The organism is Mycobacterium ahvazicum (genome assembly GCF_900176255.2).
Taxonomy (GTDB): Bacteria; Actinomycetota; Actinomycetes; order Mycobacteriales; family Mycobacteriaceae; genus Mycobacterium; species Mycobacterium ahvazicum.
In genome coordinates this window covers 1,522,057-1,537,981 of sequence record NZ_FXEG02000002.1, presented here as the reverse complement: position 1 = coordinate 1,537,981, position 15,925 = coordinate 1,522,057, and the positions used below count along the sequence as shown (strand labels likewise).

The window sequence follows — 15,925 nt, the reverse complement described above, 5'->3', positions numbered from 1 at the left end:
AAGATTGGTCCACCAACGCCGACGTTAGCCGATATGCGTCATGATCACGCGGCTAGACCCCGAGGCTGCGCCCGACGATCTCCTTCATGATCTCGGTTGTGCCGCCGTAGATCGTCTGCACCCGGGCATCGAGATAGGAACGAGCAACCGAGTATTCGCGCATGTAGCCATAGCCTCCGTGCAGCTGCAGACACCGGTCGATCAGATGCACCTGCTTTTCGGTGGAGTACCACTTGGCCATCGCGGCCTGCTCTGCCGTCAGCTTCTTGTCCAGGTGCAGCCGCAGGAACTCGTCGACCATGATGCGCACCACGGTTGCCTCGGTCGCCAGCTCGGCCAGCACGAAACGGCTGTTCTGGAAACTGCCGATCGGCTTGCCAAAGGCCTTGCGCTCCTTGGTGTATTGCAGCGTCTGTTCGAGCACCTGCTCCATCGCCGCGGCGGCCATGACCGCGATGTTGATCCGCTCCTGCGGCAGGTTCTGCATCAAGTAGATGAAGCCCTTACCCTCCTCACCGAGCAGGTTTTCGACGGGAACCTTGACGTCGGTGAACGACAGCTCCGCCGTGTCCTGGGCGTCGAGGCCGATCTTGTCCAGATGGCGGCCGCGCTCAAAGCCTTCCATGCCGCGTTCGACGGCGAGCAGCGAAAAGCCTTGTGAGCCCTTGTCCGGATCAGTCTGCGCGACGACGATCACCAGGTCGGAGTTGATTCCGTTGGTGATGAACGTCTTTGCGCCGTTGAGCACGTAGTGATCGCCCTGTTTGACCGCGCGGGTCTTGATGCCCTGCAGGTCGCTGCCCGTGCCCGGTTCGGTCATCGCGATTGCGGTGATCATTTCGCCGGTGCAGAACTTCGGCAACCAGCGTTGCTTCTGCTCGTCGTTGGTCAGCTCCAGCAAATACGGCGCGATGATGTCGTTGTGCAGTCCGAAGCCAATTCCGCTGTATCGCCCGGCGGTCGTTTCCTCGGTGATGATCGTGTTGTACCGGAAGTCGGCATTGCCGCCGCCGCCGTACTCTTCGGGCACCGCCATGCCCAGGAATCCCTGCTTGCCGGCCTCGAGCCAGACGCCGCGGTCGACGATTTTCGCCTTCTCCCACTCGTCGTGGTACGGCGCCACATGGCGCTCGAGGAAGGCCCGGTAGGACTCGCGGAACAGATCGTGTTCGGGTTCAAACAGTGTGCGCTGGTACTTGATTGCACTGCCCATGGATAACCTCCGGCCGCCGGGAACTCTGCCGCCCAACATATACCAACCAGACGGTTGGTAGGCAGCCGCCCAGGTCTAACCCTGGGGAGTCGAACCGTTGGCCGTGGCGAATTGACGCAGGCTCGCGGCCAGCGCCACCGGAACCCGGGCCTTGATCCGCGTGCCAAAGGAGTCGTGCTCCTCTTCCTCGATGCGGCCGTCGGCGTGCACCCGGGCCACCAGATCGCCGCGGTCGTAGGGAATCACCACGTCGACGGCGGCGTCGATGGGGGCGGCCAGTTCGGCCATCCGCCGGCGCAGCTCGTCGATGCCCTCGCCGGTGCGCGCGGAGACGAACACCGCACCCGGCAGCCCGTGCCGCAGCTTGGCCAGCATCAGGTCGCTCGCGGCGTCGATCTTGTTCACCACCAACAACTCCGGCGGCGGCTCCCCCTGGTGGTCGGAGACCACTTCGGAGATCACCTGGCGCACCGCGTTGATCTGGGCGACCGGGTTGACGTCGGAACCGTCCACGACGTGCACCAACAGATCGGCGTCGACGACCTCCTCGAGCGTCGAACGGAATGCCTCGACCAGCTGGGTGGGCAGGTGCCGCACGAACCCGACGGTGTCGGTGAGCACGAGCGGACGGCCGTCGGGGAACTCGGCACGCCGGGTGGTGGGCTCCAGGGTGGCGAACAACGCGTCCTGCACCAGCACGCCGGCCCCGGTGAGCGCGTTGAGGAGGCTGGACTTGCCGGCGTTGGTGTACCCGACGATCGCGACGGACGGCATATCGCTGTGCACGCGGCGACTGCGTTGGGTGTCGCGGGCCTGCTTCATGTCCTTGATCTCGCGGCGCAGCTTGGACATTCGCTCGCGGATGCGGCGCCGGTCGGTCTCGATCTTGGTCTCTCCGGGACCACGCAGCCCCACCCCGCCGCCGCTGCCGCCGGCGCGACCACCGGCCTGCCGGGACATCGACTCACCCCAGCCGCGCAGCCGCGGCAGCATGTACTCCATCTGCGCCAGCGACACCTGCGCCTTGCCTTCGCGGCTGGTGGCGTGCTGAGCGAAGATGTCGAGAATCAGCGCGGTGCGATCGATGACCTTGACCTTGACGGCCTTTTCCAGGGCGGTCAGCTGCGCCGGGGATAGTTCACCGTCGCAGATCACGGTGTCGGCGCCGGTGGCCACGACCACGTCGCGCAACTCCTGGGCCTTGCCCGAGCCGATGTAGGTCGACGGGTCGGGCTTGTCGCGGCGCTGGATCAGCCCCTCGAGCACCTGCGAGCCGGCGGTTTCGGCCAGCGCCGCCAGCTCGGCCAGGCTCGCCTGGTTGTCGGCCGCGCTGCCCTCGGTCCACACCCCCACCAGCACGACGCGTTCCAGCCGCAGCTGTCGGTATTCGACCTCGGAGATGTCGGCGAGTTCGGTCGACAGCCCGGCGACGCGGCGCAGGGCCGAGCGGTCTTCGAGGGCGAGTTCACCGACGCTGGGCTCGGACGCGGGATGGTCGGCCGGCGGATCGGGGTACGGCAGTTCGGGATGTGTCATAGGCAATTAGCAATAGTGCACGCCAATTCCGCGGCGTGCATCCGAATTATTGGGCGTTCCACCAGTCCTCGCTCACTAGGCCACGGGCCAGCAGCACCGACGGCCCGCGCAGGAAGCTGGTGGCGTCGGTGATGGTGACGACGACGTCGCCCCCGGGTACCCGGACGGTCAGGGTGCCGGTGTCGGACCCGGCGTCCGCGAGCGCGGCCACCGCGGCCGCGACGGTTCCGGTTCCGCACGAACGGGTTTCGCCGACCCCGCGCTCATGGACCCGCATCCGCACCACGCCCTCGACAGCCGCGGTGAGTACTTCGACGTTGACGCCTTCGGGGAACTGCGCCCGGTCGAACTGCACCGGCGCGGCGACATCCAGCGCGGCGAGCGCGTCGCTACTCAGCTGCGGGTCGACGCACGCCAGGTGCGGATTGCCCACGTCGATCGCCAACCCGCTCAAGCGCCGGCCGCCGACTACGGCTTCAAAGGCCGGTCCCCCGCTGCCCATCCGGTTGGCCTTACCCATGTCGACGGTGACGTCGGCGCTGGTGGCGTCGACGTGGTGCATGGTGACCATCCGCGGCCCCGCCAGCGATCCGACGACGAACTCGTCGCGGGTCTCCAGGCCGCTGGCACGCAGGTAGTGGGCGAACACCCGCACGCCGTTGCCGCACATCTGCGCGGTCGACCCGTCGGCGTTGCGATAGTCCATGTACCAGTCGTCCGCGCCGACACCGTCGGGCAGCCGATTGAGCACGCCGACTTCCACGGCCGCACCCGCGGTGGTGATCCGCAGCACGCCGTCGGCGCCCAGCCCGCGGCGGCGGTCGCACAGCGCGGCCACCCCGGCCAGGGTGAGCGACAGCTCGGCGTCGAGGTCGGGCAGCAGCACGAAGTCGTTCTGGGTGCCGTGGCCCTTGGCGAAGATCACCTGTTCAGGGTACGTGCCGCCACGCCCGCAAGGTGTCGGCGACGACCCGGGCGCGGTCGGACCCGGTCGCGGCGCCCACGTCGACCCAGTGCACGCGGTGATCACGGCGAAACCACGACCGTTGCCGTCGCACGTAGCGGCGGGTGCCCACGAACGTCAGCTCCTGCGCGTCGCGCAGCGCCGCGGGGTCGTCGGTATCGAGCGCGGCAAGGACCTGCGCGTAACCCAGCGCGCGTGACGCGGTGACGCCGTCGCGCAGGCCCTCGAGGAGCAGCGCACGCACCTCGTCGACCAGACCCTCGGCGAACATGGTGTCGGTGCGTCGGGCTAATCTCTCGTCGAGAATCGTTGTGTCACAATCTAATCCGACGATAATGCTGCCCCAGCGAGGAGCGCCGATGCGGGGCGCGGACGCCGCGAACGGCCGGCCGGTGAGCTCGACAACCTCGAGAGCGCGCACCGTGCGGCGGCTATCGGTGGGCAGGATCGCCGCGGCGGCGGCCGGGTCGCGGCGGCCCAGCTCGGCGTGCAGCGCGCCCACGCCGACCTCGGCGAGCCGTTGTTCCCAGCGGGCCCGCACCGCGGGATCGGTGGCCGGAAACGTCCAGTCGTCCAGCAGCGACTGGACGTAGAGCATCGAACCGCCGACGATGACCGGCACCGCGCCGCGGGCCGCGATCGCCTCGATATCCGCGGCGGCGGCTCGCTGATAGCGGGCGACGGTCGCGGTCTGGGTGACGTTCAGGACGTCGAGCTGGTGATGCGGGATGCCGCGACGTTCGTCGACGGGCAGCTTGGCGGTCCCGATGTCCATGCCGCGGTAGAACTGCATGGCATCGGCGTTGACGATCTCGGCGCTCACCTCGCCGCTGAGTTGCTCGACGACGTCGAGGGCCAGCTGCGACTTGCCGGTCCCGGTGGGCCCGATGATCGCCAGTGGTCTCATGCGTCGACCCTCCCCCGCAAGCGGGAGGTGCCCCCACGCGCCCGGCGGGCCGCCGAGCTTGCGATCGCCGCGGGCCTCACGGCTGCCAGGCTCCGGCGAAGTACCCCACACCGTAGGGCGCTCCCCGGTACAGCTCCTTGGCCGAACGTGGCCCCGGCTCGGTCAGCCCGGCCAGCACCTGGAATGCGACCCGCCCCAGGATCTGTTCCGGCAGCCCGGCCAGCGCGGCGATGTCACCGCTGGCCAACGCGTCGTCCAGGGCCCGCTGGGCATCGGGGCTCGCGGGGTCGAAGGCGCCCGGCGCACCCGCGGTCAGGGTGTTCGCGCCATCGGCGACGACCAGCACGCCGAGCGGATCGGACGCCCGGTCGATCTCGGCCCGCAACCGCCGACCCATCTTCAGCGCGGTGTCGGCGTCGTGATCGCCGCGATAGACGCGAACCTGCGCGTCGGCCTCGGGACGGACCTGGCCACGCAGCCAGCCGGCAATCAGCGCACAGAGCGGGAAGTCGGCCACCGCATCGGTCGGCCCGGCGGCCCGCGCCGACAGGCGGACGCGCACATCGGCGCCGTAGCCGCCAAAACTGCCGATCCCGTCGGGTCCCACCACATCGTCGGTGTCGGCCGTGCCGATCACGACCCACCGCGGCGGCAACAGCGCTGCCCCCGCCAGCACCGCCGTCGCCAGGTCGGCCAGTTCGGCGGCCGCCGCGCCGGCGAGCTCGGGAACAAGCAGCGGCGTGGCGGGAACGATCGCAATGGCGCTCAGCACGACATCAAACTAATCGACGCCCAGTACACCGACCGTCAGCTGCGGCACTCCGCCTCGGCGAGGCGCACCTCGCCCGATCGGCGCAGCGCTTTTTTCGCCAGCTTCTCCGCGAAGCTGCTCGACATGGTCGCCGCCTCACCGCGGGCCAGGGCCACGGTCGCGACCACCACCACCACGACGCCGACGGCGAGCACCACCTTCGCGGTCCCGTTGCAGTCGAGGTATTCACCGAGCACGGCCATGCCGAGGATCGACCCGACGACCGGCTTGGCCACCACGGACGTCGGCAGCGAGGCGGTCAGCGAGCCGGCGCGGAAGGACGACTGCTGGAAGATCATCCCCGCGAGGGCAGCCGCTATCCACGCGTAGAACTCGGGCGCGGTCAACAGCGCACCGACACCGTCTCCGACGATCACCACCACGGCCTTCGTCAGGACCGCGAACAGCGCCAGCGACGACCCGGCGACGATGGCCAGCAGTACGGCGGCGACCGAGCCGGGCCACTTGCGCGCACCCCACACGCAGAACACCAGCGCGGGGCCCATCACCAGGGCCACCACCAGCCAGGTTTGCACCGAACCGCGCGAGGCGCCGGGGTCCGGATCGCCGACGACGACCACCACCGCCAACGCGGCGGCCAGCAGCAGCGCCCAGGTCCATTCCCAGCGGGTGACCGCACGCCGGGTCATGCGCGCGTAGATCGGCAGCGCGAACAGCAGGGCCGTCACCTGCAGCGACGTGACCAGCATGACGGAGCCCAGTGTCAGGGCGGCGGCCTGCAGGGCGTAGTTCGCGATGGCTCCGCCGGCCCCCAGCCACCACTTGCCGTCGCGCACCGACATCCGGAAGAGCTCGAGGTGGCCCACCGGCTTGTCGGTGATCTCCTGTGCTGAACGCTGACGGACGACATTGCCCAGTGCTGACGCGAACGCGGCGAGCAGGGCGAGAAGAACCGCGATATCCGTCTTCTCCATCTGCGACCTCCTCCCCGGCACCCGGCCACGTGGGCCATCATTCGCGACGGGTATTCACTACCCGTTTCGGAGCCGTTTCCGTCGTGTGAGCGTTCAGATTGCCCGCGCCACTGCGGAAGAAACGGCCCTGCGCAATAAGTAGTTCACGAACCTATGTAGAGCCTGTGGCAAGGCTGTGGCCGGCTGGTGACGCCCGACAGGACCGACGAACCGGCCCCCATGGTGTCACAGCCCGGCGATCGCCCCCCGCCCCGGCTTGCGCGGGGATGACGATCCCGGTCGCGCAACCGCAGGCGAAATCCGCCGCCGCGGGGACCCCACCCCTGGCTATCTTGACGCGCCCCCTCCAGCCCCACAAGTACCAACAACACCAATTGTCACTACCACGGTACCGGGTGCCGCTTGCCCGCCCTACGGCCCCGGCAACGGTGGAATCGAACCGTTACCCGTTTGCTGGTCGCGACGCACCGCGCCGAACTCAGCGGGGGCAACGCGGCGATGTCCACCTTGGCCAGGTGCGGTTTCTCTCCGAAGTCGAGCGCCGTTCACCGGAAAAATGCTGGGTGCACCGGCTGTTTCACAGAGGCTGTCAAGGCGGTGACGATCAGGTTGCGGCATACGGTCCGCCAAGCTGCTTGAATACTGGTGGAATCGGTGACGGAGCAGCTGTCGAGCGCAGCACGTCTCCCGACCGTAAAGGTGCCGCTACGCGCGGCAGGTGCGCGGGACAGCGAGCGCGCGAAAGGGTGCAAGAGATGGTGACGAGCGCATGACCGATGACGAGCCCCGCTCCAGCGACGCGCCCAAACCGGCACCACGTCCTGGACCGCGACCGGGTCCCCGCCCGGGGCCGACACCGCGACCCAGCGCCCACCCGGTCGTGTTGCCACCGGCCGGCAATCCGCATCAGTACGGACGCGTCGACGACGACGGGACGGTCTGGCTGGTCAGCTCGGCCGGCGAACGCATCATCGGCTCCTGGCAGGCCGGCGACCGTGAGGCCGCATTCGCCCACTTCGGCAGGCGATTCGAGGACCTGAGCACCGAGGTCACGCTGATGGAGGAACGGCTGGCCTCCGGAAGCGGCGATGCCCGCAAGATCAAGGCCAACGCGGCCGCGCTGGCCGAGACGTTGCCGACGGCCTCGGTGCTGGGCGACATCGACGCGCTCGCCGGCCGGCTGACCATTCTGGTGGAGAACGCCGAGGCGTCGGTCGCCGCCGAACGCTCCCGCCGCGACGAGCATCGAGCCGCGCAGACCGCCCGCAAGGAGGCGCTGGCCGCCGAGGCCGAGGATCTGGCCGCCAACTCGACGCACTGGAAGGTCGCCGGGGACCGGATGCGCGAGATTCTCGATGAGTGGAAGACGATCACCGGACTGGATCGCAAGGTCGACGACGCGCTGTGGAAGCGCTATTCGGCCGCGCGCGAAGCGTTCAACCGGAGGCGGGGCTCGCACTTCGCCGAGTTGGACCGCGAGCGTGCGGGCGTGCGGCAATCCAAGGAGCGGCTGTGCGAGCGAGCCGAGGAGCTGTCCGATTCGACGGACTGGGCCGCGACGAGCGCCGAATTCCGCAAGCTGCTGACCGAGTGGAAATCGGCGGGACGCGCGACCCGTGAGATCGACGACGCACTGTGGAAGCGCTTCAAGGCTGCCCAGGATGCCTTCTTCTCCGCCCGCAATGCCGTGACAGCGGAGAAGGATCAGGAGTTCCGTGCCAACGCCACCGCCAAGGAGGCGCTGCTGGCCGAGGCCGAGAAGATCGACACCAGCAACCACGAAGCGGCCCGGGCGGCATTGCGGTCGATCGCCGACAAGTGGGACGCGATCGGCAAGGTGCCCCGGGAACGGTCAGCCGACCTGGAGCGGCGGCTGCGTGCCGTCGAGAAGAAGGTCCGCGACGCCGGCGAATCGAATCGGTCTGACCCCGAAGCGCAGGCACGCGCCGAGCAGTTCGCCACCCGCGCCGAGCATTACGAGCAGCAGGCCCGCAAGGCGGCCGCGGCCGGCCGGACCAAGGAAGCCGAAGAGGCACAAGCAAACGCCGAACAATGGCGGCAGTGGGCGCAAGCGGCCGCCGAGGCGCTGACCCGCAGGTCCTAGCGCCCGGCCGCCTGGTCCGGCGGTGCCTGGACGTCGGGACCGTCGGGGACGTCCGGGTCGCCCAGGCTCTCCAGCAGCGTCCTGGACTGTTGCTCGGCGCTGATCCGGCGCCGCTGCTCCTCGGCCGTGAGCTGCACGACCGTGCGCGACCACACCACGCGGGCCCAGTGGAACGTCAACAGGATCACCGTGATCCACGCGACCCACAGCCCGATCCCCGGACCGGGATGACCGGCGGCCGCGGTCTGGCGCGACCACACCGCCAACAGCCCGGTCGCGCTGGCTATCGACGAGCCCGCCAGTGCGATCCAGGCCAGCGCCCAGCGGCGGGTCAGCAATGCCAGCATCGAGAACCCGACACCGAAAACCAATGTGAACCAGAGGAATACCTTGGACGGCAGCGACAATGCGGCCGCACCGGCGCCGTGGCTGCTGAACAGTACATCCCAGCCGCGGACCTGGCCGGTATGCGGCAAGATGAACGACCCGAGCAGCACGAACACCAGGATGGCGACGATCAATGCCCTTGGGCCGGGGTCGATTTCGCGTGCAACTCGGCGTTCTGCGGCCTCGATCTCGGCGCGCAGCGCATCAAAGTCCGTGTGTTCTTTCGTCATCGGGCACATCCCTGAGTTTCGACTGTTTGCATTGCCGGCCCCATGCCGGGCATGCCCAAACCGACGCCGCTCGGGCGCCGTCCGGCGGCGTGCGCGTCACCGGCCCGGGTGCGGCGGTGGGTCAGGATGCCGGCGTCGGCGATCAGGTGGTGCGGCGCGGCCTCGGTGACCGCCGTGGTGATGATGTCTCCGGGGCGCACCGGGGTGTCGGCAGTGAAGTGCACCAGCCGGCCGTCGCGCGCGCGCCCGGTCATGCGGGCGGTGCGCGCATCCTTGCGGCCTTCGCCGGTCGCGACCAGCAATTCGACCTGCTGGCCGATCAGTTCGCGGTTGCCCTCCAGTGATATTTGCTCCTGTAGTTCGATCAGCCGCATATAGCGTTCCTGCACAACGTCTTTCGGCAGCTGCCGAAATTCGGCGGCGGGTGTTCCGGGCCGTTTTGAGTACTGGAAGGTGAACGCGGCCGCGAACCGGGCCTGGCGCACGACGTCGAGAGTGGCCGCGAAGTCCTCCTCGGTTTCGCCGGGGAATCCGACGATCAGGTCGGTGGTGATGGCCGCGTGTGGCATCGCCGTCCGCACGCGGTCGATGATGCCGAGGTAGCGCTCGGCGCGATACGAGCGCCGCATCGCCCGCAGCATCCGGTCCGACCCCGACTGCAACGGCATGTGCAGTGCCGGGCACACGTTGGGCGTCTGGGCCATTGCATCGATGACGTCGTCGGTGAACTCGGCCGGGTGCGGGGAGGTGAACCGTACGCGTTCCAGTCCGTCGATGTCCCCGCAGGCCCGCAGCAGCTCGGCGAAGGCGCCGCGGTTGCGGGGCACAGCGGCATCGGCGAACGAGACACCGTATGCGTTGACGTTCTGCCCGAGCAGCGTGACTTCCAGCACGCCATCGGCCACCAACGATCGCACTTCGGCGAGAATGTCGGCCGGGCTGCGGTCCACCTCCTTGCCGCGCAGCGACGGGACGATGCAGAACGTGCAGCTGTTGTTGCAGCCGACGGAGATGGAAACCCAAGCAGCATAGGCGGATTCGCGGGCGCTCGGCAGCGACGATGGAAATTCCTGCAGCGCCTCGACGATCTCCACCTGGGCGACCTTGTTATGCCGGGCCCGCTCCAACAGGGTGGGCAGCGACCCGATGTTGTGCGTGCCGAAGACCACATCGACCCAGGGCGCCTTGCGCAGCAGTGAGTCTCGGTCTTTCTGGGCCAGGCAGCCACCGACGGCGATCTGGAAGTCGGGGTTGTCGCGTTTGCGCGGGGCGAGGTGGCTGATGTTGCCGTACAGCTTGTTGTCGGCGTTTTCGCGCACCGCGCAGGTGTTGAAGACCACCACATCGGCGTCGGCGCCCTCGTCGGCACGCTGGTAACCGGCGGCCTCGAGCAGACCCGCCAACCGCTCGGAGTCATGGACGTTCATCTGGCAGCCGTAGGTGCGCACCTGGTAGGTGCGCGCCCCCGAGACATCTCGGGCCACGGTCGAAGTCACGGGGCCATGGTACGGCGACCGGGCCCTATGCCATGAACCCCCAGCTAGACGCGGCGGCGTTCCCGCTCGGCGTTCAACTCGGCGAGGACAACTTCGCAGGCCAGGTTCTGGCCATAGCCGCGGCGAGCCAGCATGCCCACCAGCCGGCGGGTGATCCGCGCGTCGTCCCCGCTCAGCGTTTCCCGCCGCAGCTTGGCCCGCACCAGTTCTTCGGCCCGGCTTCGCTCGGCACCGGCGTCGATCCCGGCCAGTGCGGTGTTGATGACCTCTTTGTCGACGCCCTTGGTGTGCAGCTCGGCGGCCAACGCGCGCCTGCTTTTCCCCGCGTGAGCGTGCCGGGACCGCACCCATTGCTCGGCGAAGTCCCGGTCGTCCACCAGCCCGACGGCGGCGAGCCGGTCGAGCACCCGCGCACTGACGTCACCGGGATATCCCCGTTTGGCTAGCTGGCCGGACAATTCGGCCCGGGTGCGCGACCTCGCGGTGAGCAGGCGCAGGCACAGCGCCCGCGCCTGCTCCTCGCGGGCCGGCTCAGAAATCGACGGGGGCGGGGAGGACGTCGTCATCGGTCAGCACCGCGCCAATGCCCAATTTTTCCTTGATCTTCTTCTCGATCTCGTTGGCGATATCGCCGTTCTCCACCAGGAAGTTGCGGACGTTCTCCTTGCCCTGGCCGAGCTGCTCGCCCTCATAGGTGAACCAGGAACCGGACTTGCGGATGAAGCCCTGATCCACACCCATGTCGATCAGCGACCCCTCCCTGCTGATGCCGCGGCCGTAAAGGATGTCGAACTCGGCCTGCTTGAACGGGGGCGACACCTTGTTCTTGACGACCTTGACCCGGGTGCGGTTACCGACCGCATCGGTGCCGTCCTTGAGTGTCTCGATCCGGCGCACATCCAGGCGCACCGACGCGTAGAACTTCAAAGCCTTTCCACCCGTGGTGGTTTCGGGGCTGCCGAACATCACCCCGATCTTCTCGCGGAGCTGGTTGATGAAGATCGCGGTGGTCCCCGAATTGTTCAGTGCGCCAGTCATTTTCCGCAGCGCCTGGCTCATCAGCCGGGCCTGCAGCCCGACGTGGCTGTCACCCATCTCGCCCTCGAGTTCCGCGCGCGGCACCAATGCGGCCACCGAGTCGATGACCAGAATGTCCAGGGCGCCGGAGCGGATCAGCATGTCGGCGATCTCGAGGGCCTGCTCACCGGTGTCAGGCTGGCTGACCAGCAAGGAATCAGTGTCGACGCCGAGTTTCCTGGCGTAATCCGGGTCCAGGGCGTGCTCGGCGTCGATGAACGCCGCGACACCCCCGGCGGCCTGGGCATTGGCCACCGCGTGCAGGGCGACGGTCGTCTTACCCGAAGATTCCGGGCCGTAGATCTCCACGACCCGGCCGCGTGGCAGGCCGCCGATGCCCAGGGCCACGTCCAATGCGATGGATCCGGTCGGAATGACCGAGATCGGCTGACGCTGCTCGTCGCCGAGACGCATCACCGAGCCTTTGCCGTAGCTCTTCTCGATCTGGGCCATCGCCAGTTCGAGAGCCTTCTCACGGTCGGGCGCTTGCGCCATGGTGCTCTCCTATAGTCGGTGTTCTTCTGACCGGTATCGGTCGGTTGGCCGTGACACTAGAGATGGCCACCGACAAGTCGTCTTCTTCGAGTGATCCCCACAGTAGACGAACACCTGTTCGATTCAAGTTCGACACGCCGTGGCGGCCGCGTGTGGCAATATCGGCTACCGACAGTGCGCCGACGGGCCTGCATGACGAGGAAACCGGTGCGAATCCGGTGCGGTCCCGCCACTGTGATCGGGCACATTGCGACCCGAGAGCCAGATACTCACCGCCGGCGCTTCCTCACGAGACGCTGGGGCGGATCTCCCCAGAGAGGCTGGTTGCGCACGCATGGATATCTCCGGTGAGCTTGCCGAAATATCTTCCTATAAAGGGTTTTTCGCATTGACCGTGGGCGGCGGCGCCGCAGGATGGCACCCGGTCCGCCAGGACTACGCCGACGGCTTTGCGGGTTTGATCGACACCACCGCCCAGCGATACCACACGACAGACCCGCGGATCGGCGCCTCCCTGGTCCACCTCGGCCACGCCACCCGGCTGTGGTCACCGGCGCTGGCCTGCGCGTTGGCCCACGGCGTCGTCCCGGACCTGCAGCACCTGGAACGTGCCGACGACGGGGCCCAGCTGCGCCTGCCCGAGCCCATCGGAGAGCCGGTCGAGGACAGCGCGGCCGAGTTGTATCGCCTTGTGGTGCAACACCATATGCAGCCGTTCGCGGCCGGCCTGCGGGTAAAACTGGCGCCCGCCCTGCTGGCGGGCAACATCGCGTCCGCACTCGTCGGCGCATCGCGGGCGCTGCTCGCGGCCCGACCGGACCTGCGGGCACGGATCGTCGAGATCACCGCGTCCCTGCTCGACACCGGCGTGCTGTCCGGATCCGGCACCATCACCGGCTCACACCTGGGCTTCAGGCGCGACAGCTGCTGCCTGTTCTATCGCCTGCCCGGGCGATCGGTCTGCGGCGACTGCGTGTTTCGCCAGGCGCCGCGCTCGACCCGGCGTTGAGTGTGCGCTGGCGACGGCCAGTGTGCGCACAGGGCGCCGTAGCCGCACACTCGACGGGAGGCCCGGCGAGCGAAAAGCTCACCATTGCTCGCGGGGCACGTCGAAGTCGGCGCACAATGCCCGCCAGACGTCGCGGGGTTCGATGCCGTCCTCGATCGCCTGGGCGGCGGTCCGGCCGTCGAAACCCGGCAGCACGTGATCTACCAGAACCGATGCGCCGTAGGCAGCACCGAATCGCAGCACCACCCGCTCGTTGAACTCCGTCAGCCGCACGCCAGCCAACATACCGAGCCCGGCTACTTCGCGAGCGCCAGCGCTTGGTGGCACACCCGAACCGGGTCGGCGACGCGGTGGATACCGGAGGCGGCGGTGCGTGCGGCATCGCGGTAGCCCGGCGTGGACAACACGTCGTTGACCGCGTCGGCCAGGGCATCGGCGGTCAGTGGCCGAATCAGTCGCGCGCTCCCCTGCCGCTGCACCCGGTTGGCGATCTCCCACTGATCCCCGCCGCCGGGAACCACCACCAGCGGTACCCCGGCCAGCAGCGTCTTGGCGACCATGCCGTGGCCGCCGCCGCAGATCACGACGTCGGCGTGGGAGAGCAGCTCGTCCTGACGACCCAGCCCCACGACCGCCCACGGCGGCACCGTCAGGTCCGGTCCGTTCAACCGCGACACCAGCAGGCGCGAGCCCGCCGGCAACGTCTCCCCCGGCGTCAGGCACCCCAGCGCGACTTCGGCCAGCCCCTCGGTCCCGATCAAGGCCGTCGACGGCGCGATGACGATCACCGGCCCGGACTCGGCCGGCACCTCGAGGATGCGATCGGTCGGCTCGAAGTGCAGCGGCCCGACGACCACGGCCTCGGCCGGCCAGTCCGGACGGGACACCTCGAGTGCGGGCAGCGTGGCGATCAGCCGTCGCAGCGGACCGGGATCGCGCGCCGGCAATCCGATCTCGGTGCGCGCCATCTCGCGCTGCTGCAGACCCGTGCGCACCGAGCGCGCCGTCAGCGCCCGCATCGCGGCGTCGCGCAACCGGCCGCGAATGCCGGTACCCGGCGCCAGCCCGCTGCCGATCGGCGGCAACCCGCGAGACGGCAGGTACAGCGGGTGCGGGTTCAGCTCGATCCACGGGATCCCGAGCAGCTCGGCGGCCATGCCGCCGCCGGCGGTGATGACGTCGGACACCACCAGGTCGGGCGCCAGCTCGCGCAGGGCCGGAACATTGAGCACCGCCATTCGCGCCGCGCGCCGGTGGATTCGGGCCCCGGCGTCGACGTCTTCGTCGGTCGCGGCCAGCCCGTCGAGCGCGAGCGCCTCGATGCCGACGTCGCGGGCGGCTTGCAGCCATTCCTCGCCGGTGAACAGGGTCGGCTCGTCGCCCGCGTCCCGGAAGCGCTGACACAACGCGATCGCGGGAAACGAGTGCCCGGGATCCGGCCCGGCGACCACGGCGACTCGCACCGCCTTACCCTGCCACAGCGCCCCACGGAGGCGCGCCTACGCTGGCACCATGACCGAGCTGACTGGAACAGCCGTCGCGAACACGCGCACGGTCGAGACTTTTCTGAACGCCCTGATGGACGCGGACTTCGACACCGCGGATGCCTCGCTGGACGACAACCTCGTCTACGAAAACGTCGGATTGCCGACGATCCACGGGCGTGCCCGCGCCATGAAGCTGTTCCGGCGAATGGACGGCCGCGCGGGGTTCGAGGTGAAGATTCACCGCATTGCCGCCGACGGTGCCGCGGTGCTCACCGAGCGCAGCGATGCACTGATCCTGGGGCCGCTCCGGCTGCAGTTCTGGGTGTGCGGCGTGTTCGAGGTCCACAACGGACGTATCACGTTGTGGCGGGACTACTTTGACTTCTTCGACATGACCAAGGCGTTGCTGCGCGGGGTGGCCGCGCTGGTGCTGCCGTCGCTCCGAGCGTCGTTCTAGCGTCGCGGTAACCCGCCGAGTTCGTCGAACGCCTGCGCCCAGCCGGTCAGGCGGTCGGTAGCCTCTGCCAGCTCGGCCCGGTAGCGCTGGTGTGCATCGGCCAGCCCATCACCGTTCGCCGAGGAAACCAATTGCGCAGCGGCGGTGACCATTTCGTTGTACTGCCGGACGCCGGCGCCCAGCTGCGCGGTGAACGCGTTGATGCTGGGCACCAGATACGCGCGCGACGATTCCGAGTTGTGCGCCGCGCGCTCCATCGACACCACCTCCGCGGCGGTCGAGGCCATTGCCGCCGAGGTCCTGTTCGCCGCCGCGGTCAAGTCGCTGATCTCGTCCGACGGCAACATGGCGCCTCGCTCGATGACGCCCAACAGCGAGAAGAACCCGCGCTCGGAGGCGCCCAGCGCATACATCGCGGGTCGCGCCGCGGAGCCGGCTGGCGGCAGCCGGCGAGCATTGGCGGGCCGGCTGCCCGGCAGCGGCTCGGCCTTCAGCCAGTGGTAGCGAAAGAACAGCAGCGTCGCGGGAATCGTCTCGAGCACCGCGATCCCGCCGGTGACCTGCAGCAGTAATACGAACCAGCCCCACCACGCCAGCACGGCCGTGACCAAACCCCAGAACACGCTGCCGATGGTGAAGATCCAGGCCCAGCGCAGGGCACGACGGCGGCGGCGCAGCAGCCGCGCTCGCGGGTCGGCCGCCGCGCTGATCTTCTGGGCGACGAAGCCGGTCAGGTCGGCGGCGGTCTCCAGCCCCTGCTGCAGCAGTGCGCGCCAAAGCCCGCGCTGCGTTGCCTTCACCGCCATCTCACACCGGC

The 15,925-nt window shown here is 68.7% G+C and carries 16 protein-coding genes and 1 riboswitch; of the genes, 3 read left to right on the top strand and 13 right to left on the bottom strand.

The window, feature by feature from the left end; genetic code table 11:
* Positions 1-52: 52 nt before the first annotated feature.
* The 6 genes from MAAFP003_RS09460 to MAAFP003_RS09435 all read right to left on the bottom strand — a co-directional run bounded on the left by MAAFP003_RS09460 (position 53) and on the right by MAAFP003_RS09435 (position 6,366).
* The gene (locus tag MAAFP003_RS09460) at positions 53-1,213 is read right to left on the bottom strand and encodes an acyl-CoA dehydrogenase family protein (RefSeq protein WP_096286366.1); all 1,161 of its coding nucleotides are present in this window, start codon (positions 1,211-1,213) and stop codon (positions 53-55) included.
* A 75-nt stretch (positions 1,214-1,288) separates the two neighbouring features.
* Positions 1,289-2,749 carry a GTPase HflX gene (gene hflX, locus MAAFP003_RS09455; RefSeq protein WP_096286364.1) on the bottom strand — a complete coding sequence of 487 codons (1,461 nt, stop codon included), beginning with the start codon at positions 2,747-2,749 and terminating at the stop codon, positions 1,289-1,291.
* A gap of 46 nt (positions 2,750-2,795) precedes the next feature.
* Positions 2,796-3,674 carry a diaminopimelate epimerase gene (gene dapF, locus MAAFP003_RS09450; protein WP_096286362.1) on the bottom strand — a complete coding sequence of 293 codons (879 nt, stop codon included), beginning with the start codon at positions 3,672-3,674 and terminating at the stop codon, positions 2,796-2,798.
* Positions 3,675-3,678: 4 nt separating this feature from the next.
* The gene (gene miaA, locus MAAFP003_RS09445; RefSeq protein ID WP_096286360.1) at positions 3,679-4,620 is read right to left on the bottom strand and encodes a tRNA (adenosine(37)-N6)-dimethylallyltransferase MiaA; all 942 of its coding nucleotides are present in this window, start codon (positions 4,618-4,620) and stop codon (positions 3,679-3,681) included.
* Between the two features lie 76 nt (positions 4,621-4,696).
* On the bottom strand, positions 4,697-5,392 hold the full coding sequence (locus MAAFP003_RS09440) for a class III extradiol ring-cleavage dioxygenase family protein (RefSeq protein ID WP_096286358.1): 696 nt from the start codon (positions 5,390-5,392) through the stop codon (positions 4,697-4,699).
* 35 nt (positions 5,393-5,427) lie between these two features.
* Complete coding sequence (locus MAAFP003_RS09435) at positions 5,428-6,366, bottom strand: DMT family transporter (RefSeq protein ID WP_165796339.1); 939 nt, start codon at positions 6,364-6,366, stop codon at positions 5,428-5,430.
* A gap of 769 nt (positions 6,367-7,135) precedes the next feature.
* Here MAAFP003_RS09435 and MAAFP003_RS09430 point away from each other — a divergent pair.
* Entirely contained in the window at positions 7,136-8,470 is a 1,335-nt protein-coding gene (locus MAAFP003_RS09430) for a DUF349 domain-containing protein (RefSeq protein WP_096286356.1), read from the top strand.
* Here MAAFP003_RS09430 and MAAFP003_RS09425 read toward each other — a convergent pair.
* Genes MAAFP003_RS09425 through recA form a run of 4 tightly spaced genes read right to left on the bottom strand, consistent with a single transcriptional unit; the run spans position 8,467 to position 12,155 of the window.
* A complete protein-coding gene (locus tag MAAFP003_RS09425; protein WP_423790869.1) occupies positions 8,467-9,087 on the bottom strand; it encodes an Rv2732c family membrane protein in 621 nt (206 codons plus the stop codon). The two genes, MAAFP003_RS09430 and MAAFP003_RS09425, sit on opposite strands and share 4 nt — an antisense overlap.
* A complete protein-coding gene (gene miaB / locus MAAFP003_RS09420; RefSeq protein ID WP_096286352.1) occupies positions 9,084-10,583 on the bottom strand; it encodes a tRNA (N6-isopentenyl adenosine(37)-C2)-methylthiotransferase MiaB in 1,500 nt (499 codons plus the stop codon). Before miaB ends, MAAFP003_RS09425 begins: the two co-directional genes overlap by 4 nt.
* Positions 10,584-10,627: 44 nt before the next feature.
* Positions 10,628-11,149, bottom strand: a complete 522-nt coding sequence (recX, locus tag MAAFP003_RS09415; protein ID WP_096286350.1) for a recombination regulator RecX — start codon at positions 11,147-11,149, stop codon at positions 10,628-10,630.
* Entirely contained in the window at positions 11,115-12,155 is a 1,041-nt protein-coding gene (recA, locus tag MAAFP003_RS09410) for a recombinase RecA (protein WP_096286348.1), read from the bottom strand. The genes recX and recA overlap by 35 nt, the downstream gene beginning before the upstream one ends.
* Positions 12,156-12,310: 155 nt before the next feature.
* A riboswitch (cobalamin riboswitch) is annotated at positions 12,311-12,446 on the top strand.
* A 43-nt stretch (positions 12,447-12,489) separates the two neighbouring features.
* Between recA and MAAFP003_RS09405 the strand changes: the two genes are divergently transcribed.
* A complete protein-coding gene (locus MAAFP003_RS09405; protein ID WP_096286346.1) occupies positions 12,490-13,164 on the top strand; it encodes a (2Fe-2S)-binding protein in 675 nt (224 codons plus the stop codon).
* 78 nt (positions 13,165-13,242) lie between these two features.
* On the opposite strand, the gene MAAFP003_RS09400 is transcribed toward MAAFP003_RS09405, so the two are convergent.
* Entirely contained in the window at positions 13,243-13,437 is a 195-nt protein-coding gene (locus MAAFP003_RS09400; protein WP_423790868.1) for a DUF3046 domain-containing protein, read from the bottom strand.
* 23 nt (positions 13,438-13,460) lie between these two features.
* Complete coding sequence (locus MAAFP003_RS09395) at positions 13,461-14,627, bottom strand: glycosyltransferase (RefSeq protein WP_096286342.1); 1,167 nt, start codon at positions 14,625-14,627, stop codon at positions 13,461-13,463.
* Positions 14,628-14,676: 49 nt separating this feature from the next.
* On the opposite strand from MAAFP003_RS09395, the gene MAAFP003_RS09390 reads away from it, so the two are divergent.
* Positions 14,677-15,108 (top strand): limonene-1,2-epoxide hydrolase, encoded by a 432-nt coding sequence (locus MAAFP003_RS09390; protein WP_096286340.1) that lies wholly within the window; start codon positions 14,677-14,679, stop codon positions 15,106-15,108.
* Here the strand turns inward: MAAFP003_RS09390 and pspM are convergent.
* A complete protein-coding gene (gene pspM / locus MAAFP003_RS09385; RefSeq protein WP_096286339.1) occupies positions 15,105-15,914 on the bottom strand; it encodes a phage shock envelope stress response protein PspM in 810 nt (269 codons plus the stop codon). The genes MAAFP003_RS09390 and pspM overlap by 4 nt on opposite strands.
* Positions 15,915-15,925: the final 11 nt, after the last annotated feature.

Bases quoted from the DNA above. Each gene is read 5' to 3' on its own strand.
- MAAFP003_RS09460 (WP_096286366.1), bottom strand. From the start codon at position 1,213: ATGGGCAGTGCAATCAAGTACCAGCGCACACTGTTTGAACCCGAACAC.
- hflX (WP_096286364.1), bottom strand. From the start codon at position 2,749: ATGACACATCCCGAACTGCCGTACCCCGATCCGCCGGCCGACCATCCC.
- miaA (WP_096286360.1), bottom strand. From the start codon at position 4,620: ATGAGACCACTGGCGATCATCGGGCCCACCGGGACCGGCAAGTCGCAG.
- MAAFP003_RS09435 (WP_165796339.1), bottom strand. From the start codon at position 6,366: ATGGAGAAGACGGATATCGCGGTTCTTCTCGCCCTGCTCGCCGCGTTC.
- MAAFP003_RS09430 (WP_096286356.1), top strand. From the start codon at position 7,136: ATGACCGATGACGAGCCCCGCTCCAGCGACGCGCCCAAACCGGCACCA.
- MAAFP003_RS09425 (WP_423790869.1), bottom strand. From the start codon at position 9,087: ATGACGAAAGAACACACGGACTTTGATGCGCTGCGCGCCGAGATCGAG.
- recX (WP_096286350.1), bottom strand. From the start codon at position 11,149: ATGACGACGTCCTCCCCGCCCCCGTCGATTTCTGAGCCGGCCCGCGAG.
- recA (WP_096286348.1), bottom strand. From the start codon at position 12,155: ATGGCGCAAGCGCCCGACCGTGAGAAGGCTCTCGAACTGGCGATGGCC.
- MAAFP003_RS09405 (WP_096286346.1), top strand. From the start codon at position 12,490: ATGGATATCTCCGGTGAGCTTGCCGAAATATCTTCCTATAAAGGGTTT.
- MAAFP003_RS09390 (WP_096286340.1), top strand. From the start codon at position 14,677: ATGACCGAGCTGACTGGAACAGCCGTCGCGAACACGCGCACGGTCGAG.
- pspM (WP_096286339.1), bottom strand. From the start codon at position 15,914: ATGGCGGTGAAGGCAACGCAGCGCGGGCTTTGGCGCGCACTGCTGCAG.